The sequence below is a fragment of the Pantoea agglomerans genome (genome assembly GCF_021397715.1).
GTDB classification, from domain to species: domain Bacteria; phylum Pseudomonadota; class Gammaproteobacteria; order Enterobacterales; family Enterobacteriaceae; genus Pantoea; species Pantoea astica.
In genome coordinates, this window is record NZ_CP090209.1 from 1 (window position 1) to 19901 (window position 19901).

Consider the following 19901-nt stretch of genomic DNA (forward strand, 5'->3'; position numbering starts at 1 on the left):
ATGTCGCTGAAGGAGATCGCCCGGCGGGCGGGTGTCGGTCTGGCCACCGTGGATCGTGTGCTCAACGAGCGTGGCGGCGTGGCGCCGGCAACGGTACGTAGAGTCCTGCAGGCGGCGCGTGAAAGCGGCTTAAAACGCATTTTGCCGGAAGAGCACCGCCGGCCATGGCAGATAGAAGTGTTAATGAGCTGCAATGATTCTTTTTTCTTCCGGCAGCTGGCGCAGGATTTTACTGAAGCCGCTATGCATCCAGGCTATCGGCGATTGACGCTGCATCGTACTTACGTGCCGGAAGCGCAGCACGAGCGCCTGGCAAAACGCATTCTGGCGGGCAGTGAAACGCGCGATGCTCTGATCGTATTTGCGCATTCACATCCGATAATTTACGACGCGCTGGCTCACTGTCAGGCACGCGGCGTACCGGTGATCACGCTGGTTACCGATCTTCCTGACGCCGCCCGGCTCTGCCATGTCGGTATCAATCAGAAAAAGGCCGGGCGAACTGCCGGTCAGCTGATGGGGAAGATGCTGCACCAGCCGGGCGAGGTGCTGATTGTCAGTGGTCGCCTGGATTACACGGCGCACCGGGAGCGAACCGAGGGGTTCAGGGAAATATTAACCGATCGTTTTCCTCACCTTCAGCTACGTGAAGTAGTGGCGGCGCAGGAAGACCGCGACCTTATCAGCAGGTTACTGGAGAAGCAGCTGACCCGGAGCGGAAATTTGCTGGGGATTTACAATACCGGTATGGGTAACACTGAAATTGGCCAGGCGCTGGCGCGTCATCGCCGACTCAATCAGTGCGTATGGATTGCTCATGAACTCTATTCCACTACGCGAACGCTGATGGCGCAGCAAAGTATCGCCCTGACGCTGGATCAGAATACCCGGCAACATGCCCAGCTGGCACTGCAGCTGTTGCTGAATTATCTGGAACAGGGAGAAAAACCGGAAACCTACGCGGCAGGTCAGGTTGAGTTCGTGATTTACACCTCAGAAAATAGTGCTTAGCTGCGAATTACGCTGCCGCATCGTTGCCAGACGGCGTACGCGCAACAGGCACACCTCCCGCATGGATAAATGCTCAGGCGTATCAGCCTGAGCCATTCTCCTATTCGCCTGCTCAGTTCAAAAATGTCGACCAGCACATCCATCGCCTCTCTTTTAATATCAACCGTCCGTAAACTCCATTCCCTTTTACATGTTATTTCTGGACTAAGAGTTATCTTATTATTTATTAATTGTTGAGTTCAGGTGAATTAAAAATCGATTAAATTCCAGGCAGAGAGTAAATTATCTTTTAAAATACAGATAAATAGCGACGCAGATTGAAAGCCATATAAATATCAATGTTATTTGGCCCAAAAAAACCTGACCAATAAATAGTCAGCCAGCACGATTATAGCGATTTATATCAACTTTTTTATTACTTCAAATACCTGATAATGACGGCGCTGACAGCGTCGCTTTGTGCTTTTTGTCACGCCAGCACGCCTGAATCAGAGACAAAGGTACATTGACTCGTACAACCAGCACTGTGTGAACGGCATGATTTTAAATCATAAAACATTTCATGCGTTGCACATAAATTGCCATTTAACTTAACAAGGAGAAAAGCGATGTGAATCAGACTGGCGACCAGATGACGTCGATGGAAAAACAGGCAGAGTGGAATATCACGCCACCCGATGTTTCCGCTTCAGCTCTCGCTCTTCATGAGTGTGGATGAAACGTTGAGACCGGGCCCGCGCCTTGTTTTTCAAACGCCTGTAGCGGTCAGACGTCGTAATGACTGACGCCCCAATTGCAGTTGTTAGAAATATTTATGGCATTGATTTGACGAGGATATATGAACAAGATTGATTATTTAATGCAGCTTCGGAATTGTCCATGCAAGGACATTCTTGATATCGTGACCAGCTATATGCGTAACCGTGTTCCTCACGAAGATCTCTCTTCATTTGAAGGCGCTTATGATCACCGTAAAGCAGAACTGGTGATGAATGAAACTTATAGCGAAGTACCCAGTGAAGCATGGCGATATGTCAATTAACCCCGCCGCTTTCGCTCAGTTATCTATTACGGGTAACCTCCCGTGTTGTCTGAGTAGTGAATAAACAGGTGTCGGCCTGGGTAAAAAAACAGAGCACCACCGCCGGGGTGATGCTCTGTAAAATTCAGAAGTGATAAGAAAAACCGACCTGACCGCTATAGTCTGTTTTAAAGACACCGCCAAAACTATTATCCACTTTGGCATTCAGCGAAAGATTACGGCTGATCTCACCTTCTATGCCCACCGAAGAACGGTAGCGATTATCAGACCAGGCGCTATATTGACGATCTGACTGACGGTCAGAAAGCGTGGTCTTAGATCCGTTCTTCCCTGGCGAATATTGATATTCAATGCTCGCAAACAGATTAACGTTATCCAGTCCTGCACCCAGTCCGCGTTGTTTCACCATAATCCCTCCGGTTAAGAAATAGGGATTCGCCGAGCTTAAACTGACCGCAGCATCCTGCCCTTTCAGTGAATAACCGGAAAGCGTGCCGGCACTGACACCCACATAAGGTGAGATCGTCAATCGATCCTGCGCCAGCCCGAACTGATAACCACTCCGCAGGCTACCGACCAGCATCTGACTGTGACGATTTTGCGCGTTAATGCCCAGCGCCGGATCCAGCGTAATCTCCTGATTCAGATACATCAGGCGGCTCGCCGCATCGACGAACCATCCCTGTCCGGACTGCCAGCCATAATAAGCGCCAACGGTGGCCAGACGGTGGTTCTCTTTGCCTTTTCCTTCAACCTGTCCCTGGGTGTAGCTGGCGCTCAACCCAAAGAGCTGATTGTTGCTTTGCTTGTCCCAGCCGACGTTCAGGGTTTGCTGGCTGGCATCCAGACCCAGAAAACCGCCTTTTCTCTGCTCGATCGTGACCCAGGGCCCACTTCTCTCTGAAGCATCCCGCAGGCTGTCAGTACGCTGATGCAGCTGGCTTACCGCTTCGCTAAAGATATACTGCCGCGAAGCCATCATTGCGCGAGTGTTCTGAATCAGCGGCTGGTTATCATAGACAGTAAACCAGTCGTCCGGATTGAATACGGGCTCAGCTTCGGTTGCTGCCGCCGGTTCTTCGGCCGGTGTCTCTTTCTCAGCTTCCTCTTCAGCAGCAGCCTCTGCCGCTGCCGGAGTTTCTGGCTCCGCAGCTGGCGCGGTTTCTGCCGGAGCTGGCGTTTCCGGTGCCACTTCCGGGGCCGTTTCTGCCGGGGCTGGCGTTTCCGGCACCACTTCCGGAGCCGTTTCTGCCGGCGCTGGCGTTTCCGGTACTACTTCCGGAGCCGTTTCTGCTGGCGCTGGCGTTTCCGGTACTACTTCCGGAGCCGTTTCTGCTGGCGCTGGCGTTTCCGGCACCACTTCCGGAGCCGTTTCCGCTGGTGCTGGCGTCTCCGGCACCACTTCCGGAGCCGTTTCTGCTGGTGCTGGCGTCTCCGGCACCACTTCCGGAGCCGTTTCCGCTGGCGCTGGCGTTTCCGGCACCACTTCCGGAGCCGTTTCCGCTGGTGCTGGCGTTTCCGGCACCACTTCCGGCACCGTTTCCGCTGGTGCTGGCGTTTCCGGCACCACTTCCGGAGCCGTTTCCGCTGGCGCTGGCGTTTCCGGTACTACTTCCGGCACCGTTTCCGCTGGCGCTGGCGTTTCCGGTACTACTTCCGGCACCGTTTCTGCTGGCGCTGGCGTTTCCGGTACTACTTCCGGCACCGTTTCTGCCGGCGCTGGCGTTTCCGGCACCACTTCCGCAGGCTCTTGCTCCTGATTATGCTCAAGCACCCACAGAACGCGATCGTTCTCGTCCTTCACCTGATAGTTCGGGGTATAGACGCTAAAGCCGCTGTAGTTGCTGGCAAAGCTAAAGTAGTCATGTGACGTACCGGCGGGAGCGTCGATCATGACCAGATCCTGATTCAATGCGACCTGTTCATTACTCCCGACAATCAGTTTTACATCCAGCAGGTTATCGCTGCCGCTGGCGGCAGAGTTAATCGTCAGTTTATCGCTTTCCAGCGTGGACGGTTTTACGCCCAGCTTCAGATTAAGTCCGGTGGCGTCCAGAGTATCGACATCCAGACTTTTTGCCTGCCAGCCAGTCTGTGGCACCGTTGACAGCGCCGCGCCGCGTGAGGCCTGCAGCAGACTCACATGACTGTTTCCGGTCATGTTCCAGGTTGACTGACTATCCAGCGTCATGCGCGTTGTGCCACTGGAACTGACGGCGCCCTGATAGTTCACCTTCCCGAGATAGAGCGACGCATCATTGGCCAGCTGGACATCTCCCGTTACCTCACTGGCAGGAAGACGCGCCAGCGCGTCGGCATCCCGTACCGGCTGACTGCAGGAAACGTCATCTTTATAGATCACGGCGTAGCACCGCCAGCTCTTCTCCTCCGCCAGCGTACTGTCGTTATAACCCAACGAGAGGCGTGCGGATTCATCAGCCGTTATATCTGCGGTTACGCTGGCATATTCCCCCACCTGAAACAGAGCATTGCTGCCCACGTGGATTTTATCGGCCCTGAACAAGGAGGTCGTCCAGTCATCCTCAATGACCACGCTACCCGCATGGGCCACCGGCTGACCTGAGAGAACTGTTGTACCGCTGTTCGCATTTAACGTGCCATTCAGATTCATGCCACCCGTTAAGGCTGTTATCGCTGACCGGTTGCTCGGGCTGATATTGACGTCCATCGCGCCATTCACCAGGTTTTGTACTTTTTCGCCGATAAAGCCTCTGAAAACCTGCAGATTCAGCTGCGTTAAGCGATGGTTGATCGCCTCATCCGCATCCGTTCCCAAAAAAGTCCAGGTTGAGGTTGAGCTTTGATCTGTCGGGTAATACCAGTAAGAAGAGGTATTCAGCTGGAAATATTCCGTCTGCTTCGTATAAGGGTTGTTATAAACATAAATTGATCCTGGCGTGCCTGTCGGGTTACTGCCGCTAAAGGTATTAAAAGGCACATCTTTCGCGGTATAGCCGGTGATATTCAGGGTGGCCAGATCGCTGTTGTGATTGACCAGCAGAGCGCCACTGTCGGTATGATTGATTTTTTTGAAGGTCAGCGCATTACCGTTTAAGTCCAGGCGACCGCCGCGATAGCCGAAATAAATATTATCAGCACCAACCTGATTCTCATCGCTCAGCACCACGGTTGGCCGGCCACTGACCAGCGTGACGGATGAAAATGCGCTTTTATCCCCGTTCGCATCGGCGCGCTGATCGAGCACGACCGTACCATCACCCACATTGAGTGAACCCGGGTTGTTCCCTTCAGCATTGACGTGCAGCGTGCCCGCCCCGATCTTATGCAGCGCATCGTTCGCCACGCCGTTGACCTGCCACAGCACCTCTTTGCCCGCATCGACCTCAACACCGCCGCCAGCCCAGGTTGCGTTGGCCCCACTGGCCGATGCCACTGTGTAGTTATTCGAAAACTGGAGTTTTCCGGCCCCCATATTAATGGGTGCATTTAAGGTAATCAGACCACCTGCACCGTTAAATCGTAAATCTTTGGTGGCATCCAGCTCTTCGTTGGTGGCGCCCGACGGAGCAACGCCTGCGTAGGCGGTGTCCAGCCCGGACCAGGACCACGATAGCGTGTTTTGCCTGATCGCATCATTGTCCCAGCTAATCGCGCCACCACCGGCAACATCGACCACATCGGGTGAGGTATTCGCGGCTGCGATGGTCTGAATGTAGTTATCAGGAATATATTCCCAGATGCTGGTCTGCCCATAAATCTGGTCCGTTACATAGGCGCCGTGCAGAACACCAGCCACCTTCCAGACCTGCTCCAGTTCGTCATAGACCATGACAGGACTGCCGCTGTCACCGCCCATTGTTCCGATAGAAAGCGGAGAAGTCAGTGGGTTATCAGGCCCATAATTGGTTCCCTGTAGAGAGCCTGACGTCGCCTTCACCGTCGCCGCATTAATCGTTCCTCCGCTTACCCAGTTATAAGCACCGCTGAGGGTAATTTGCTCGGTCTGCGCCTCATTAACCTGGCTCTGCGTGCCGCCACCAATGCGCGTATACCAGGAGTAGCGTGATTTATCAGCCGCTATCATGTCTGATTTTTCGATCACGCTAGCGGGGGCCGACTCTGTGACCACTTTATTCAGGCGTGGCAGATGAAAATCAATATCTGACAGTGTTGATTCATTACGATTAATCAGCGTGTAATTGGCGGCATACTGCGCACCGTTACCAAATTTGAGCGTTTTATAGCCGGTGTTATGACGCACGCTGGCGACATAAGATGGCGCAACCAGTGTGCTGTAACCGTAAGTCGCCACCATGCCAAAATCCGGCATAGAAAAATCAAGATAACCTGACAGCGATCCATCTGTTTTATAGATGGCGATATTTTTAGCGCCAACAGAAAACTCCCCCAGGTTTTCAGCAAAATCGCGATAAGTTTGCACATCAACATCATGCCGCATAATTCCGGCATTTGAGCGCGTACAGATAGCTACAGTGCAGCAAAAAGCGACTCTTCCAATATATTTCAATGGATTCCCCTTGTGAAAAAATACACTTATTAATTTATTTTTTACTCGCAGGAATAATATCATTTCACATATCTGTTACCGAAATCCGCCGCCGCTTAAAGATTGATCGAGATCAATAAAACGCGGCCATTCAATGCAATTTAAACGCTAACTCTCTGAAATAAATAAATATATAAAAACACTGCCAAATAAGAATCAGCTTTATCAATATATTTAAGAAAACACCTAGTCCAGTCCAGAAATAGACTGCCGCCCATTCATTAGTTATATTTACTGTTTTCGCAACCAGACTGGCGAATAAATAGCGATTAGAAAAAATCTATTTTTTAAGGCAAAGTTATGTATTGTTGAGTCAGCCTTTCCGGCGGAGAATAAACAAACATCAATTCAGATATTTTCTATTGACATTAATTTAAGTTTGTTAGCTGCGTATTGTCATGATGGCAATTTATTTTCACAGCATTCTGCTCTTTGCCTCATCGATTCTGAATAACATCCATCACATTGACGTAACATCATCAGCGCCAGTTTCAGCGCCTGACGTTGCCATTTTCCGCTCTGCGCGGATAACGGTTCTGCCCAGCGTGATGATAGATCAGCGCGGCGGTTAATGAAGGGATAACGAGGAGAGGTAACGGGGCGGTGAGCAGTATAAACGGCGCGGGTTACTTACCGCTCAATTTCCTGTGTAAGCGGTAAAACAAGCCGTTAGTCAGAAATGAGGTTGATCTGACCGGACGGCTTATGCGGGGATATTTCGCAGGCGTGGAAGCGGAGCCGCATTCTGGACCCAGCCTCATGCAGCGCGCGGATTATTTCGCAGGCGTGGAAGCAGGATGCGCCTGGCGGTAGAGTGTCCACTGCTCGACTTGCTCACCGGAGGGTAACGTACAATATCCAACAACCCCGGCGTCCGTGTTCACCTGTGAAGGCGTACCTCCCACTTTAATGCACCAGTTTGTCGCCGGATTCGCCATGCCAATGCGTTCAGGCGCTGCGGGTTTTTGTGCGCAGGCCGTGAGCTGCAGCGCTGTCAGTACCCCGAAAATAGCCACACTCATTTTAATCAGCTGCATTAATCACCTCTTTTCCAGTTGTTCATGCGTTTGTTCTTTTCACTGACTCAGACGCAGGCCACTAGTTTCGGAACGGTCTCTTGAGTCATCATCACTGTTAGTGGAAAAGGTTAATCACACTCTTAGTTAATTAATGACCCTGTCATGGCCTTGTCATGTCAAAAAACGGATTGATTTTATCAGGTCAAGATTAAACAGGTGATTAATCACCCGCTGTTAACTGACTTTATCGACAAGAATTTCACAGCTTCCGATTATAAATATAGTCAAAAAACTATGCGTGTGATTTTTTTTAACAGGAATACCCACTTTGTCAGAGTCGCATAACCTTAATTTCAAAGAGGAACCTCATCAGACAGGCTCATTTATGTAACGATTGATTAAAAGCGGAGACTTTCAGCTTCTTTACATAATTCAGCGCTGCCCGGCATAATCCTGTCGTTTTCATTAAAGATGAAGTCGTAAATTATATGATTTCATTTAACATGACCGCTATTAATACATGAAGCTTATTCAATACGTTTAATCATTCCCTGATGGTGCCTGGATCAATTGAGCTGAATCTAAGTCATCAATAAAATCTTAAGGAAGAGTTACTGGTATGAATAATAAATTCAGAATGAGCAGGCTCGCAAAAATGCTGATGCTAGCCGGTGGTGTAGGCGTGATGCCGGGCATCGGCGATGCGGCAGTGACAGGAAGCCAGACGGGAGGCGATATTACCTTACCGGATGGTACGACACTGATTGCCGACCAGACATTGAATGGCGGACTCTACGGTATTCTGGTGCCAAACGGCACTGCCGGTACGGTAGAAACCGGTAGTGGCAGCACCGTCAGCGTTACCGATGTCGATCATTTTGCCCAGGGCATTTTTCTGAACGGTGCAAACAGCGATCTTCACGCCAACAAGTTAATTGTCACCGTATCGGGTAAAACCGCCAGCGCGATCGAACTTACCGGTAATCAGTCCAGTGCTGATTTGGGCACGGGAAGTTCGGTGACCGCCGTAGGAAGTGGCAGTGGATTCGCTGATGGCGTAACGGTGAAGAATGCCTCCACCCTGACAGCAGAAAAATTGCAAATATCGACGCAGGGCGATAACGGAATTGGCCTGCATGTTTCCGGCTATGGTACAGAGGCCGGTTTAGGTAATGACAGTGCCATTCAGACCAATGGCACCAGCAGCAATGCCGTGCAGATTGATGCCTTTACCGGTCAGGCCACGGACAGCGTTCCCCTGGTAACAGCAAATCACCTCACGATTAAAACGCTGGGCGACAGCTCTCAGGGTATTAACATTCAGGCCGACAGCTCGGTCGATCTCGGCAGCAATTCAACCATCATCACCACCGGCGAGACTTCCGTTGGCATCTGGAGCCTGGGTACTTTAACCGCCGATCACCTCAATATCAGTACCTCGGGTACGGCATCAGCTGGCCTGTCGGTCAGAGGAAACGGGCTTGCCGATGTTGGCGCGGGCAGTGTGATTTTCTCGGCGCAGACCGGTGCTATCGTGGCAATGGGCGATAGCGCCACGGTCAACTACCTTGGGACTGAAACAGAACGCAATACGCTGCAGTCGGCGGGTTCTTATGGCGCCTCTTCACAGTCAGCTGGCGCGACCGTCAACCTGCTGAATACCGATATTACCATTAACAGTGTCGATACCCTGGGTCTGGGCTTGTGGGCATTGGGCGGGCAGATCAACGGCGAAAACCTGACAATTACCGGTTTACCGGACAGTACCATCGGGGTTTACGCCATGGCTGAAGGCGAGGTTAATCTTCAGGGTGATCTGACCATTGATATGGGATCGCCTGAAGGGGTTGCGATGGCGACTCAGCATAATGAGGGCTATGCACCCAGCGTGATTAATGCTGACGGAACGATGGCGATTACCGGCAGCGTTAATTCGCTGGGAGGATTGATCGATCTCAATTTCGCCTCGGGTTCACTCTGGTCAGGCAGCGCTAACAGCGACAACGTCAATGGCGGCCACCTTAATGTCAATCTGACTGATAGCGAATGGCGCGTTGCAGGCGACTCTGTGCTCGACAATCTGCAAATGAGCAATTCCCTGGTCGATCTGACCGCCGCCACCGACGACAGCAGCTACTCCACGCTGACGGTGGCTAACCTGAGTGGCAGCGGTAATTTTGCGTTACGGACTGATATTGTCGGTGACGGGGATGGCGTTAATAATATTGGCGATAAAGTCGTGGTTACTGAAAGCAGCGCGGGTGATTACACGCTGCTCATTCAGAACCGCGGCAGTGCCGTCACGACCGGTAATGAAGTGCTGACCGTCGTCGAAACGCCCGACGGCGTCGCGACTTTCAAAGGGGATTCAGATGTTGAACTGGGCGGTTATGTTTATACCGTCAATCAGCAGGATACTAACTGGGTGCTCTCCTCGCCAAAAGCGGAAGCCGAGACGCCGGCCGACGATGCTGAGGCCACGCCGGTCGATCCCGCGGATAATGGGGCAGTCACGCCGGTCGATCCCGCAGATAATGGAGCAGTCACGCCGGTCGATCCCGCAGATAATGGAGCAGTCACGCCGGTCAATCCCGCAGATAATGGAGCAGTCACGCCGGTCGATCCCGTGGATAATGGGGCAACCGCGCCGGTCACGCCTGGGGATAACGCAACGATAACGCCAGCCTCTCCGGCAGATAATACTGCAGCAGAACCGGACAAAACCGGAGATCAAAGCAGTGCTTCACCTGCTGCCCCGGCGGGTACAGCGCCTGCAGCCAGTGGTCCGTCAGTCATTAGCAGTACTGCAAATGCCGGTGCGAATTTCCTCAATATTGGTTATCTGATGAATTACGCCGAAACCCAAACGCTGATGCAGCGTATGGGTGACGTTCGTCAGGGTAAAACCGCCGGCAATGTCTGGCTGCGCGGCATTGATGGCCGTTTCAGCGGTTTTGCGAGTGGCAAATTAAGTAACTTCAGCCTGAACTATACCGGTTATCAGTTTGGCGTAGATAAACGCGTTTCGGACGAAATTCCGCTTTATCTAGGTCTGTTTATGGGTGTGACCGAAGGCTCTCCGCACTATCGAGACGGCGACGGTAATACCCGATCCAGTCATGTCGGTATGTACAGTACCTGGATGAATGATGAGGGCTACTATGTCGATGGAGTGGTGAAATTTAATCGTTTCAAAAATCAGTTTAGTGTCAAAGACACACAGAATAATCGGGTTTCAGGTACAGCAGCGTCATACGGTTTCAGCGTATCGCTGGAGGCCGGTAAAAAATTCATTTTTTCAGAAAATGCTAACGGCTTTTATCTGGAACCGCAGCTGCAGATGACAGCAGGTTATCAGGATAGTAGCTCGCTTCGGGCATCCAATGGACTGAATATCAGCCTGTCGAACTACAAGTCTGTACTCGGCCGGGCGAGTGTGCTGGCAGGCTATGAGATGCACCAAAGCGGCTACAAGCTCAACAGCTATATCAAAACCGGAATGATGCGCGAATTTTCGGGCGATACACATTATGCGCTGAATGGTTCACGAGAGAATCTTTCCTTTAAAGGAAATGGCTGGAATAACGGCATCGGCGTCAGCGCTCAGATCAGTAATCATACCCTGTTTATGGAGGCGGATCTCGTTGATGGTAACCGTTTCAATCAGCGCCAGATTAATGCGGGTTATCGCTTCAGCTTTTAATTAACAGACATTCTTAGCTCAGGACGCTAAATTCTTCACGACAGGAGTTTAAAATGAAAAAAACCTTGCTGGTGATCTTTACCTTAATAGGTTCATCGGCGGCTTTCGCCAGTCAGCAGGTCTCGGTGGCTGAGGCGAAAAAAATGCGCGATGACCGGCATGTTACGCTCACCGGCACCATTACCGGACGTGCCGATGACGATCACTACTGGCTTAAAGATTCGACTGGCCGCATTCGGATTGATATTGACGAGGATGATGATGACGATGATCACTATCTGGTGGGTAAAAAGGTCCGGATAAACGGTGAAATTGATCGCGACGATGGCCAGACTGAAATTGATGTCGATCGGGTCGTTATTATTCAATAACGCCTCCGTTCAGAATAAACAAAGCCAGTGATTATGCTGGCTTTGTTCGACCCATCATGAAGATTTAGATTTCCTGTTCCGAAGCCGCCTGTACAGGCTCTTATGCTGCAGTTGCGGCAACCCACGCCCTCATCAATGAACAGCGTTGATTGCTGACGAATCGGCCGTGTCGTAATGCACGGTTGCCGCTTCCGCTTAGCCTGAGGTTATGGCTCAGTTAACTGAGGTTGCATCGACACAGGATCGTAATTCCCTTTTGATCTGCGTGCCGGCATACGCCTCTTCAGCCTTAATCAACAGCGCTGGCAAACGACTTAACGGCATTAATCAGGATTATACTGCCAGGTCACAATCGCGGCGTAATCATCATCATTTGATACGGCAGCAGGCATACCTGGAGGATGAAAATGCTGGCTGGCCTTCCCTGCTGCTCAGGCCTCTGGTGCTGCGGATAGGGTGTCATCGCGCGGTTTTGCTGCCGCGAATCAGGATGATAAAGAGTAATGCGTTGTCGCTTTTCGCTGACAGGAAATGAATAGTCTGCGCCCGGATTCTGTTCGCGCAATCCTTTACTCATACTCAGCGTTGTTAAATTTGTAGAGTGTCTGACTTTCTGTCTCCGCCAGAGAGATCAGGTCAGGCAGTGTTCATTTGCAACGCTGAACAGCGTCAGCAAATGTGGTTCGACGTTAAACAGCGCTTTTTCTGCTTCCTCTTCGGGTACCCAGCGTGCCGTGACCGCGTTCTGACTATTTAATGCAATCTGATAGAAATACCGCTTTCCCGCCTGAAATGTGGTTGAGCTACCCGGCAGATTTTCAGAACGGCCAAAGCGATGCTGGTCAAGCTGACCTATCGAGATATCAAGCGATCCTGCACCAGGGCAAAGGATAAGCTTTACCGCACGATTATGCGGAAGTATGCTCGTATGGTATTGATTATTAAGAAATACATTGACCACCTTATTTGACGCAGGCGATGTATCGCCATCTACCCGATACACGATAAGCTGCGCATGCGTACCGGGAGCAGGAATAACCGGCAAGGGTGAAGCCACTGCATAGTGACTGTAGAGATAACTCATCAAAAAAACCACCATACCAATAATGAGTGCCAAAATGGCCCTGATGGGGATAGAGATAATGATGGTTTTTTTCTGAGATTCATTGTTCATAACTGGCTCACACAAAAAATAGATCAAATATATCAAACTGAGAAAAATTTACTTTTTTCGCATAGCGGGATTTTACAGGCTGACTCGCATCTCATCGCCCTGCCCTCTACTCATCGTTTATCACACCCTTATATAATTCAATTAATGAAATTGAGTTGAGAAAAGAGTGGAACTCATAATCACCCTTAATATCAAACTTTTTCATTACATTATACTTGTGAGCGTATACCGTTTTAGTTGAAAGCCCGAGAAACTTTGCCGTATGCCGGACATTGTTCCCTTTCTTCAAAAAACTCATCACCTGCAGCTGCACCAGGGAAATCCGGGAAAAATGGCATCTTGTGCAATCGGATGGCTGGTAGCCGTTTTTATTTTCGTCATGCGCAAGCAGCCAGGCTTTGGTTATCTTATCCCTGATGTTTTTTACTGATTCTGTCCATGCAATCACGGTTAATGACTGATAGCAGACCGGCAGTTCTTCAGGAATAATTTTGTCAGGCTGATCGGTAAAGACCAACAATATGCTGCCTTTTTTTCTGTATTGATAGGCTGGCTGACACATATAGAGTCGCCATTGCGAAACATTGATGATGATTATGTCCGCTTTTGTCAGATTCTCACTATCAAAACCGTTTAAAAACCCCACGTTGGCGCTGAAGAGAAATGCTTCTTTTATCAGCTCAGATATACCAAATTTAAAATAATAGTTATCATCCTTGCATATGATCTTAACATCCATGTTTTTCCCTTTAACATCCAGATTTCCGAGCATGAAACTTTCCTGCTAGGTAAATTTACCGTTAACCAGCTCCAGTTCACCTTTCTCTTTCAAATCCTTTAAGACCCGGCAGATGGAGCTCTTGGAAAGATGCGAGCTGTGCTCAATTAAGTAGAGTGCTGAAAATCGTCTTTTCAGGTGTGGCGGCAGTTTTTTCCAGCGACCGATTAATGACAGCACCTCATCGTAAGAGTTGCTTTTAGGCAACTGAATATAATTCATCAGGTCAGAATACTGACCGGAGAGAATAGACATTGCATCATTAAACAGATTCTTTTCAAAAATCAACATCCAGAACTTTTCATAGTCGATAAAGCTGACTTTCCCATAATCAACCCTTTCAAGATAGATCGGTGGTTCATCCAGTGCGGGTGTCACGCCGACCACGGCAGGTGCTGACAGGATGTTAAGGACCTTATTTTCTCCTTTTAGTTTTAGCAAAAAATCGCCGTCCAGAATAAACATTACCCGGCGAACATTGTCTTTTGTCAAATGATAGCGGCGCTTTCCACGCGATATCTCATCGGGATTAGCAATTTGGGTGTAACCCGCTAATGCATCGATGATTCGCTCATGATTTTCAGTCACTCTATACATATCGATTAACTCAATCCAATTGATTCACAAGGCGATACTGGACAGCCCGTGATCACTATTTAAATTATAAAAAAACCAGTCTGCGCTGTTCTCTTTGCTTGTTCCTGGTGAAGCGATTTCTATAGCTATTTACCCCTCTAAATCCTCAGTTAGGGATAAGAGTATTATCGGTTTCGCTATAATAAAATCAGCACAGTAAAATTCAATCCCACAAACCAGCGAAAAGGTAGGATTAAAATCCAGCAACAACGAAAACAACCACACCATACACTGCTAAAAACTTATTTATCAGATCATATATCCACCAAACAGAGACATCCTGATTGCGTTATAACTTTTTTCCTAAAAATTGGTTTTTACATATCCATATGATAACTAATGTTATCCACACCGGAATTGAAACAATGAATTTCACATTAACATGATCTAAAAAGCACAAATAAAATATGAAACTCAATTTTGGAATCAATGTTAATACTCGCTAAAAAAATTGACTCCTCACATCAGCTCAGTGCCAGTAAATTTAATCACGCCAGTGCCAAAACAGACAATTAAATATAAAAATGCTCAATAAATAGTTTTTTATTCTATCTATTAGCTACTAAATAGGTTTTAGTTCCAGAAATAGAGTGAGAGGCTTATCTGCCCTCTTTCTGTAAGAGAGGCGGAATATAGCCAGCCAGGCGGACAGGCTCTGGTCGTCCGGCTACTGATACATTCATTCAGCTTGCCGACTGAGGCAGCGCTACATGATCCTCAGCTATTAATTTAATTCTTAAATAACACTAAAGATTAAAAAGCCAGGCAGTGATGGGAATTTTTAACTTCATACAAAAAAGAAATTATTATCGCAGCATTACAATTCAGGTTAAATATTTGTAATCGAACATCTGGAGTTTCATCTAATTTGCAAACGAAAAAATAAATTATGGATACTTTACTATTTAATTCGTTCGGATTAATCCATTTAATAGCGCAGCTCAGTTGATACAGCAGCAACAATTAATATTAGGGAGATAAATAAGTGAGAGAGTTAACATCTTTTGAAGTTCAGAACGTTTCTGGTGCTGGTTTTTTTGATTTTATTGGTGCCGTAGTGGTGGGTTCTGCTACTGGTCTGACTGCATTTGGCCTTAAATGGGGCATAAGCGGTGGCGGCACTGGTGGTGTCTTAGGCTTAGGTATTATCTCTGCTGGCGTTGGTTTTATCGTTGGTGGCGTTCTTGGCCTGGTTGATGGTGCACTGTACGGTGCAATGAATGGCTGGGATACAACTGCTGCCTGGTTCAACCAGGTTACAGAAAATCAGTTTGATCTCAACGTTAAACCTGTTTCTGTTTAAGGTAAATCATGCGCGAATTAAAAGAGAGTGAGATTCAAAATGTCAGCGGCGGCTCATTAACCTCGTTGATCCTCGACTTTTTTAAAAGCATAAACGCTTCCTCTCAGGAAGAGACCACCGAATGGACGCGTCCGGAAGAAGTTCCGGCGGCCAATCCAATTAGTGGCCAGGCCTTTGGCATGGGCATTGTAAGTGTTGTCGCAGCAGTCGCCTTTGGCCTGTTTGCTTTTTAAGTTACGGGCGGAGTGATCTCCTTCTGTAAATCCGATGTGAGTGATTGCAACCAATAGCAATCACTCATTGTTAATGCAGTTCATCTTTTTATTTTTTATACAAAGGAAAGTATATGAAAAAGGTTTCTATGATTTCTCTCGGTCTGCTGCTGGCAGCCGCTCAGGTTAATGCAGCTGAAGCATCTGATGGCACCATCAATTTCACCGGTCAGATCGAAAGCCAGACTTGTACTGTTAGCGTCAACGGCGGCACCAGCACCGGTACCGTAGTATTGCCAACCGTCTCTTCAAGCCTGCTGAAAACTTCAGGACAGACCGCTGGAAGCACCCGCTTCACTATCGATCTGAGCGATTGCTCTACTCAGACTGGTGACGTTTATGCTTATTTTGAACAAGGCTCTAACGTTAACGCCAATGGCCGTCTGAACAACACCGGTACTGCAGAAAACGTTGAACTGCAGCTGCTGGATAACGCAAGCAATGCTCTGAACGCGGGCAGCACCGCTCAGACAACTTCACCAGTGACTGCAACACTGGCAGCCGGTGCAGCAACGCTGACTTATGCCGCTGAGTACTTCGCTACCGCTGCTGCAACTTCAGGTACCGTTGCTTCATCTGTAACTTACTCAATCAATTACCTCTAATTGATTATGGTGGGGAGACACCGTCTTCCCACCTCTTTTCCTCTTTGTTAAATCCAGTAATATTATGAAAAAAAAAAGCGTTAACTTCATAGCATCATTGCTGCTTGCGTGCGTTTTTTCCACGCCAGCTCTTGCCAGTGTCACTATCATCGGCACCCGGGTTGTTTACCCTGCTTCAGAAAAAGAAGTAACGGTACGATTGGATAATCGCGGCGATCGGCCTGCTCTGGTCCAGTCATGGATTGATGCTGGTGATCCTAATCAGCCACTGGATAAGATCAACGTTCCCTTTGTTTTATTACCCCCGGTTTTTCGCATGGAAGCCAATAAAGGGCAAACCTTACGAATTGTTTATACCGGCAGTAACCTCCCCACAGATAAAGAATCAATATTCTGGCTAAACGTACTGGATATCCCACCGAAGGATAAAAGTCTCGCGAATAAAAACCAACTGCAAATGGCTATAAGGAGCCGCATCAAACTTTTCTATCGTCCCACTACGCTCAACTCCAAAGATGCAGCAGAGGCTGCGACTGCACTGGTTTGGCGTAAAGGTAATAAAAGCAATCAATTAACTGCAATTAATAACTCCCCCTATTACGTTAATGTGGCACTAATTACAGCAGAAGATACTGCTGGTCATAAAGTAGTAAGTGAAAAGGGAGACATGCTGGCCCCAGGCGGAAGTAAAGATTTCACCCTGAAAGGGGCTAACGTAAATCAAATAAAATCGTCATTCCATTACCAGTTTCTGGATGATTTTGGCGCAGCACGGGATGCAGAAGGCCTGATCAGCCAATAATTTTGGTAGTGATAATTAAGGGTAACTATGATGGCAAGGACAGTCTCTGTAAATAAACCAGCGGGCAGACATTTTTGTCGCTCTTTTTTAGCGCTTTTTCTTACCGCTGTAACAACCCCAGCACTGGCTGAGGATAATTATGACTTCGACGAATCCTTTGTAAAACATTTGCCAGGGGTGAAAGTTGATGTGTCTCGTTATGCAAATGGTAACCCAATTGACCCGGGCATTTACACATTAGATATTTTTCTTAATGGCCGTCAGGTCAGCCGCGACAACGTTCGTGTCGTACGTGAAGGAAACGAGACTAAAGCCTGCCTTTCCTACGAGCTTGTAAAAAACCTGTCAATTAAAGACAGCGTTTTTAATTCGCAACAAGCAGAAGAATTACGCGCCGGAAAACAGTGCCTGGCACTGGAAGACGTTATCGATAATAGTAATGCTGCAATAAATAGCGCAGATATGCAAATGGATATTTCCATTCCGCAAATCTATCTTCTGCGTTCTGCGCGCGGCTATGTTGCACCTGAGTTCTGGGATAAAGGTGAAACTGCGCTTACTCTTAATTATAACACTAACTATTATCGCTCTGTTTATAGCGGCGGTCGTGAATATGATTCTTTTTATGGCCGGGCGCTGGCGGGCTTCAACCTGGGTGGCTGGATGTTCCGTCACGATGGCGCACTCAGCTGGCGGCGTCAGCAGGGGCGCGAAGATCATCATTATGACGACATCAACACCTACGTACAGCGTGACATTCCACAACTGAAATCGCGTTTACTGTTAGGTGAAGGCAATACCAGTGGTGAAATCTTCGATACTCTTTCCTTTCGTGGCGCCCAGATTTCAACAGTTGAGCAGATGTGGCCCGATTCACAACGGGGTTATGCACCAGAAATCCGTGGTGTAGCCCGGACGAATGCTCAGGTCACAGTGAGCCAGAACGGCAACAAAATTTACGAAACGACCGTCTCACCTGGCGCGTTTAACATTACCGATCTCTATCCTACTGGTTACGGCGGTGATTTAGACGTCACAGTAAAAGAAGCTGACGGCAGTGAAACGCGTTTCTCAGTGCCTTACGCAGCCATGGCGCGATTGAAACGCCCAGGCATGACCTACTATTCCCTGACCGGCGGCGTATCGCGCCGCGATAATATGGTTTACACCCCTTCGGTGTATCAGGGCACCATCCAGCATGGCTTCACTAATAGTCTGACCGGTTATTCCGGTATTCTGGGATCAGATAACTATACGTCCGTGTTACTGGGTGGTGCGTTTGGTTTTCCGATTGGCGCCATTTCTCTGGACATCACCGGTGCACAAACAAAATATGGTGATGAAAAGAAACAGGGTGTCAGTTACCGGGCGACCTACAGTAAGAAAGTCTCTCAAACGAATACTAACTTTACCCTGGCAGCCTACCGATTCTCCTCATCTGGCTATTACAGCTTTGATAACGCATTGCAAATTAACAACTATTATAAAAAGAATGGCAGAAATGGCACTGTCAATTATCTTTCACGTCCTAAGCAACGTTTTTCAATGACCGCCAGCCAAAATTTTGGAGATTCATTTGGGAGTCTCTATCTTACTGGTTTCGTTCAAAACTACTGGAATGATACCGGTACCAACACTCAATTTCAGCTGGGGTACAATAATACAATTGGGCGAGTATCCTATACAATTTCCGCGAACCGATTATTATATTCAACCGGCGGACACGATACACAATTATCACTCGACTTCTCTGTGCCTTTAGGCAGCGATAACAGGCACAATTTAACTGGAAGTGCGACCCATACTAAAGATGGGGTCAACGCCCAAACGGGAGTTAATGGCGTTTTAGGCGAGCAAAACCAATTTAACTATAACGTTGGTGTCGCGCGTGATATTGATAACAATAAATCGGGCTCGATTGGCGGACAATACCGTTCTCCTTACAGCACGTTGACAGCATCTTATACCAAGGGTGAAAACTACTATTCGGCATCAGGTGGCGCCAGCGGCACTATCGTAGCGTTACCGGACAGTCTGACGTTCAGCGCTTATCAGTCATCTACCTATGCCGTGGTAAGCGCAGAAGATGCCGGCGGTGCGCGGGTACTGGGTTATCCGAACATTGTGCTTAACAGCAGTGGAAGGGCCATTGTGCCAAATCTTAACCCTTACCGGATAAACGAACTGGCAATAGATCCGAAAGGTATTCCGCTTGATGTCGAACTGGAAGCAACTCAACAACGCATAATTCCTGTTGAGGGCGCGGTAGTCAGACTTGACTATAAAACAACGAAAGGTAAGCCACTGTTGATTCGCGCTAATCAGCCGAACGGTAACGCGCTGCCATTTGGAGCATCAGTTAATGATGAAAATGGCAACCTGATAACAACCGTTTCACAAGGCGGCCAAATTTACGTCAGGTTGAATAAAGATGTCAGCCGTCTGCATGTGTCATGGGGTAAAGCACCGACGGATAATTGTCTGGTGAACCTAGAATCGGGCGCAGTGCAGGCGAGTGAAAATAAATCGCTGGCAAGGCTAACCACGACATGTAACAGCGATCAGAATCAACCTGTTCGTTATGTTTCAACTAGCATAAACGACAATGACAGCCAGGGTTAATTGGGTGAACTATT

Annotated in this window: 15 protein-coding genes; 9 read left to right on the plus strand and 6 right to left on the minus strand. The window is 48.5% G+C overall.

All coding sequences use genetic code 11. From position 1 onward, the window contains the following. Together LZU96_RS22380 and LZU96_RS22385 are read left to right on the plus strand one after the other, a co-directional pair. Positions 1 to 1011, plus strand: a 1011-nt coding sequence (locus LZU96_RS22380; protein ID WP_233988807.1) for a LacI family DNA-binding transcriptional regulator, incomplete at its 5' end; no start/stop codon positions are given. Between the two features lie 838 nt (positions 1012 to 1849). Next, positions 1850 to 2053 (plus strand): Hha/YmoA family nucleoid-associated regulatory protein, encoded by a 204-nt coding sequence (locus tag LZU96_RS22385; RefSeq protein ID WP_233988808.1) that lies wholly within the window; start codon positions 1850 to 1852, stop codon positions 2051 to 2053. Positions 2054 to 2177: 124 nt separating this feature from the next. Here the strand turns inward: LZU96_RS22385 and LZU96_RS22390 are convergent, their stop codons facing one another. Together LZU96_RS22390 and LZU96_RS22395 are read right to left on the minus strand one after the other, a co-directional pair. After that, on the minus strand, positions 2178 to 6626 hold the full coding sequence (locus LZU96_RS22390) for a S6 family peptidase (RefSeq protein ID WP_267965526.1): 4449 nt from the start codon (positions 6624 to 6626) through the stop codon (positions 2178 to 2180). A gap of 749 nt (positions 6627 to 7375) precedes the next feature. Further along, complete coding sequence (locus tag LZU96_RS22395; protein ID WP_233988810.1) at positions 7376 to 7639, minus strand: DUF333 domain-containing protein; 264 nt, start codon at positions 7637 to 7639, stop codon at positions 7376 to 7378. Positions 7640 to 8276: 637 nt separating this feature from the next. Here LZU96_RS22395 and LZU96_RS22400 point away from each other — a divergent pair. Next, on the plus strand, positions 8277 to 11324 hold the full coding sequence (locus tag LZU96_RS22400; protein WP_233988811.1) for an autotransporter outer membrane beta-barrel domain-containing protein: 3048 nt from the start codon (positions 8277 to 8279) through the stop codon (positions 11322 to 11324). Between the two features lie 53 nt (positions 11325 to 11377). After that, complete coding sequence (locus LZU96_RS22405; protein WP_233988812.1) at positions 11378 to 11695, plus strand: NirD/YgiW/YdeI family stress tolerance protein; 318 nt, start codon at positions 11378 to 11380, stop codon at positions 11693 to 11695. Positions 11696 to 12041: 346 nt separating this feature from the next. Here the strand turns inward: LZU96_RS22405 and LZU96_RS22410 are convergent, their stop codons facing one another. The 4 genes from LZU96_RS22410 to LZU96_RS22425 all read right to left on the minus strand — a co-directional run bounded on the left by LZU96_RS22410 (position 12042) and on the right by LZU96_RS22425 (position 14244). Then, positions 12042 to 12272, minus strand: a complete 231-nt coding sequence (locus tag LZU96_RS22410; protein ID WP_233988813.1) for a hypothetical protein — start codon at positions 12270 to 12272, stop codon at positions 12042 to 12044. Between the two features lie 54 nt (positions 12273 to 12326). Beyond that, positions 12327 to 12869 carry a hypothetical protein gene (locus LZU96_RS22415; RefSeq protein ID WP_233988814.1) on the minus strand — a complete coding sequence of 181 codons (543 nt, stop codon included), beginning with the start codon at positions 12867 to 12869 and terminating at the stop codon, positions 12327 to 12329. A 106-nt stretch (positions 12870 to 12975) separates the two neighbouring features. Next, positions 12976 to 13641 (minus strand): LuxR C-terminal-related transcriptional regulator, encoded by a 666-nt coding sequence (locus LZU96_RS22420; protein ID WP_233988815.1) that lies wholly within the window; start codon positions 13639 to 13641, stop codon positions 12976 to 12978. A 12-nt stretch (positions 13642 to 13653) separates the two neighbouring features. Continuing rightward, positions 13654 to 14244: a helix-turn-helix domain-containing protein gene (locus LZU96_RS22425; RefSeq protein ID WP_233988816.1), complete on the minus strand. Its 591-nt coding sequence runs from the start codon at positions 14242 to 14244 to the stop codon at positions 13654 to 13656. 1024 nt (positions 14245 to 15268) lie between these two features. On the opposite strand from LZU96_RS22425, the gene LZU96_RS22430 reads away from it, so the two are divergent. The 5 genes from LZU96_RS22430 (at position 15269) to LZU96_RS22450 (ending at position 19887) form a co-directional block, all read left to right on the plus strand. Beyond that, complete coding sequence (locus LZU96_RS22430) at positions 15269 to 15586, plus strand: hypothetical protein (RefSeq protein WP_233988817.1); 318 nt, start codon at positions 15269 to 15271, stop codon at positions 15584 to 15586. Positions 15587 to 15594: 8 nt separating this feature from the next. Then, complete coding sequence (locus tag LZU96_RS22435) at positions 15595 to 15819, plus strand: hypothetical protein (protein WP_233988818.1); 225 nt, start codon at positions 15595 to 15597, stop codon at positions 15817 to 15819. Between the two features lie 113 nt (positions 15820 to 15932). Further along, entirely contained in the window at positions 15933 to 16463 is a 531-nt protein-coding gene (locus LZU96_RS22440) for a fimbrial protein (protein WP_233988819.1), read from the plus strand. Positions 16464 to 16527: 64 nt separating this feature from the next. Then, complete coding sequence (locus tag LZU96_RS22445; RefSeq protein WP_233988820.1) at positions 16528 to 17265, plus strand: molecular chaperone; 738 nt, start codon at positions 16528 to 16530, stop codon at positions 17263 to 17265. A 27-nt stretch (positions 17266 to 17292) separates the two neighbouring features. After that, on the plus strand, positions 17293 to 19887 hold the full coding sequence (locus LZU96_RS22450) for a fimbria/pilus outer membrane usher protein (protein ID WP_233988821.1): 2595 nt from the start codon (positions 17293 to 17295) through the stop codon (positions 19885 to 19887). The last annotated feature ends 14 nt before the right edge of the window (positions 19888 to 19901 follow it).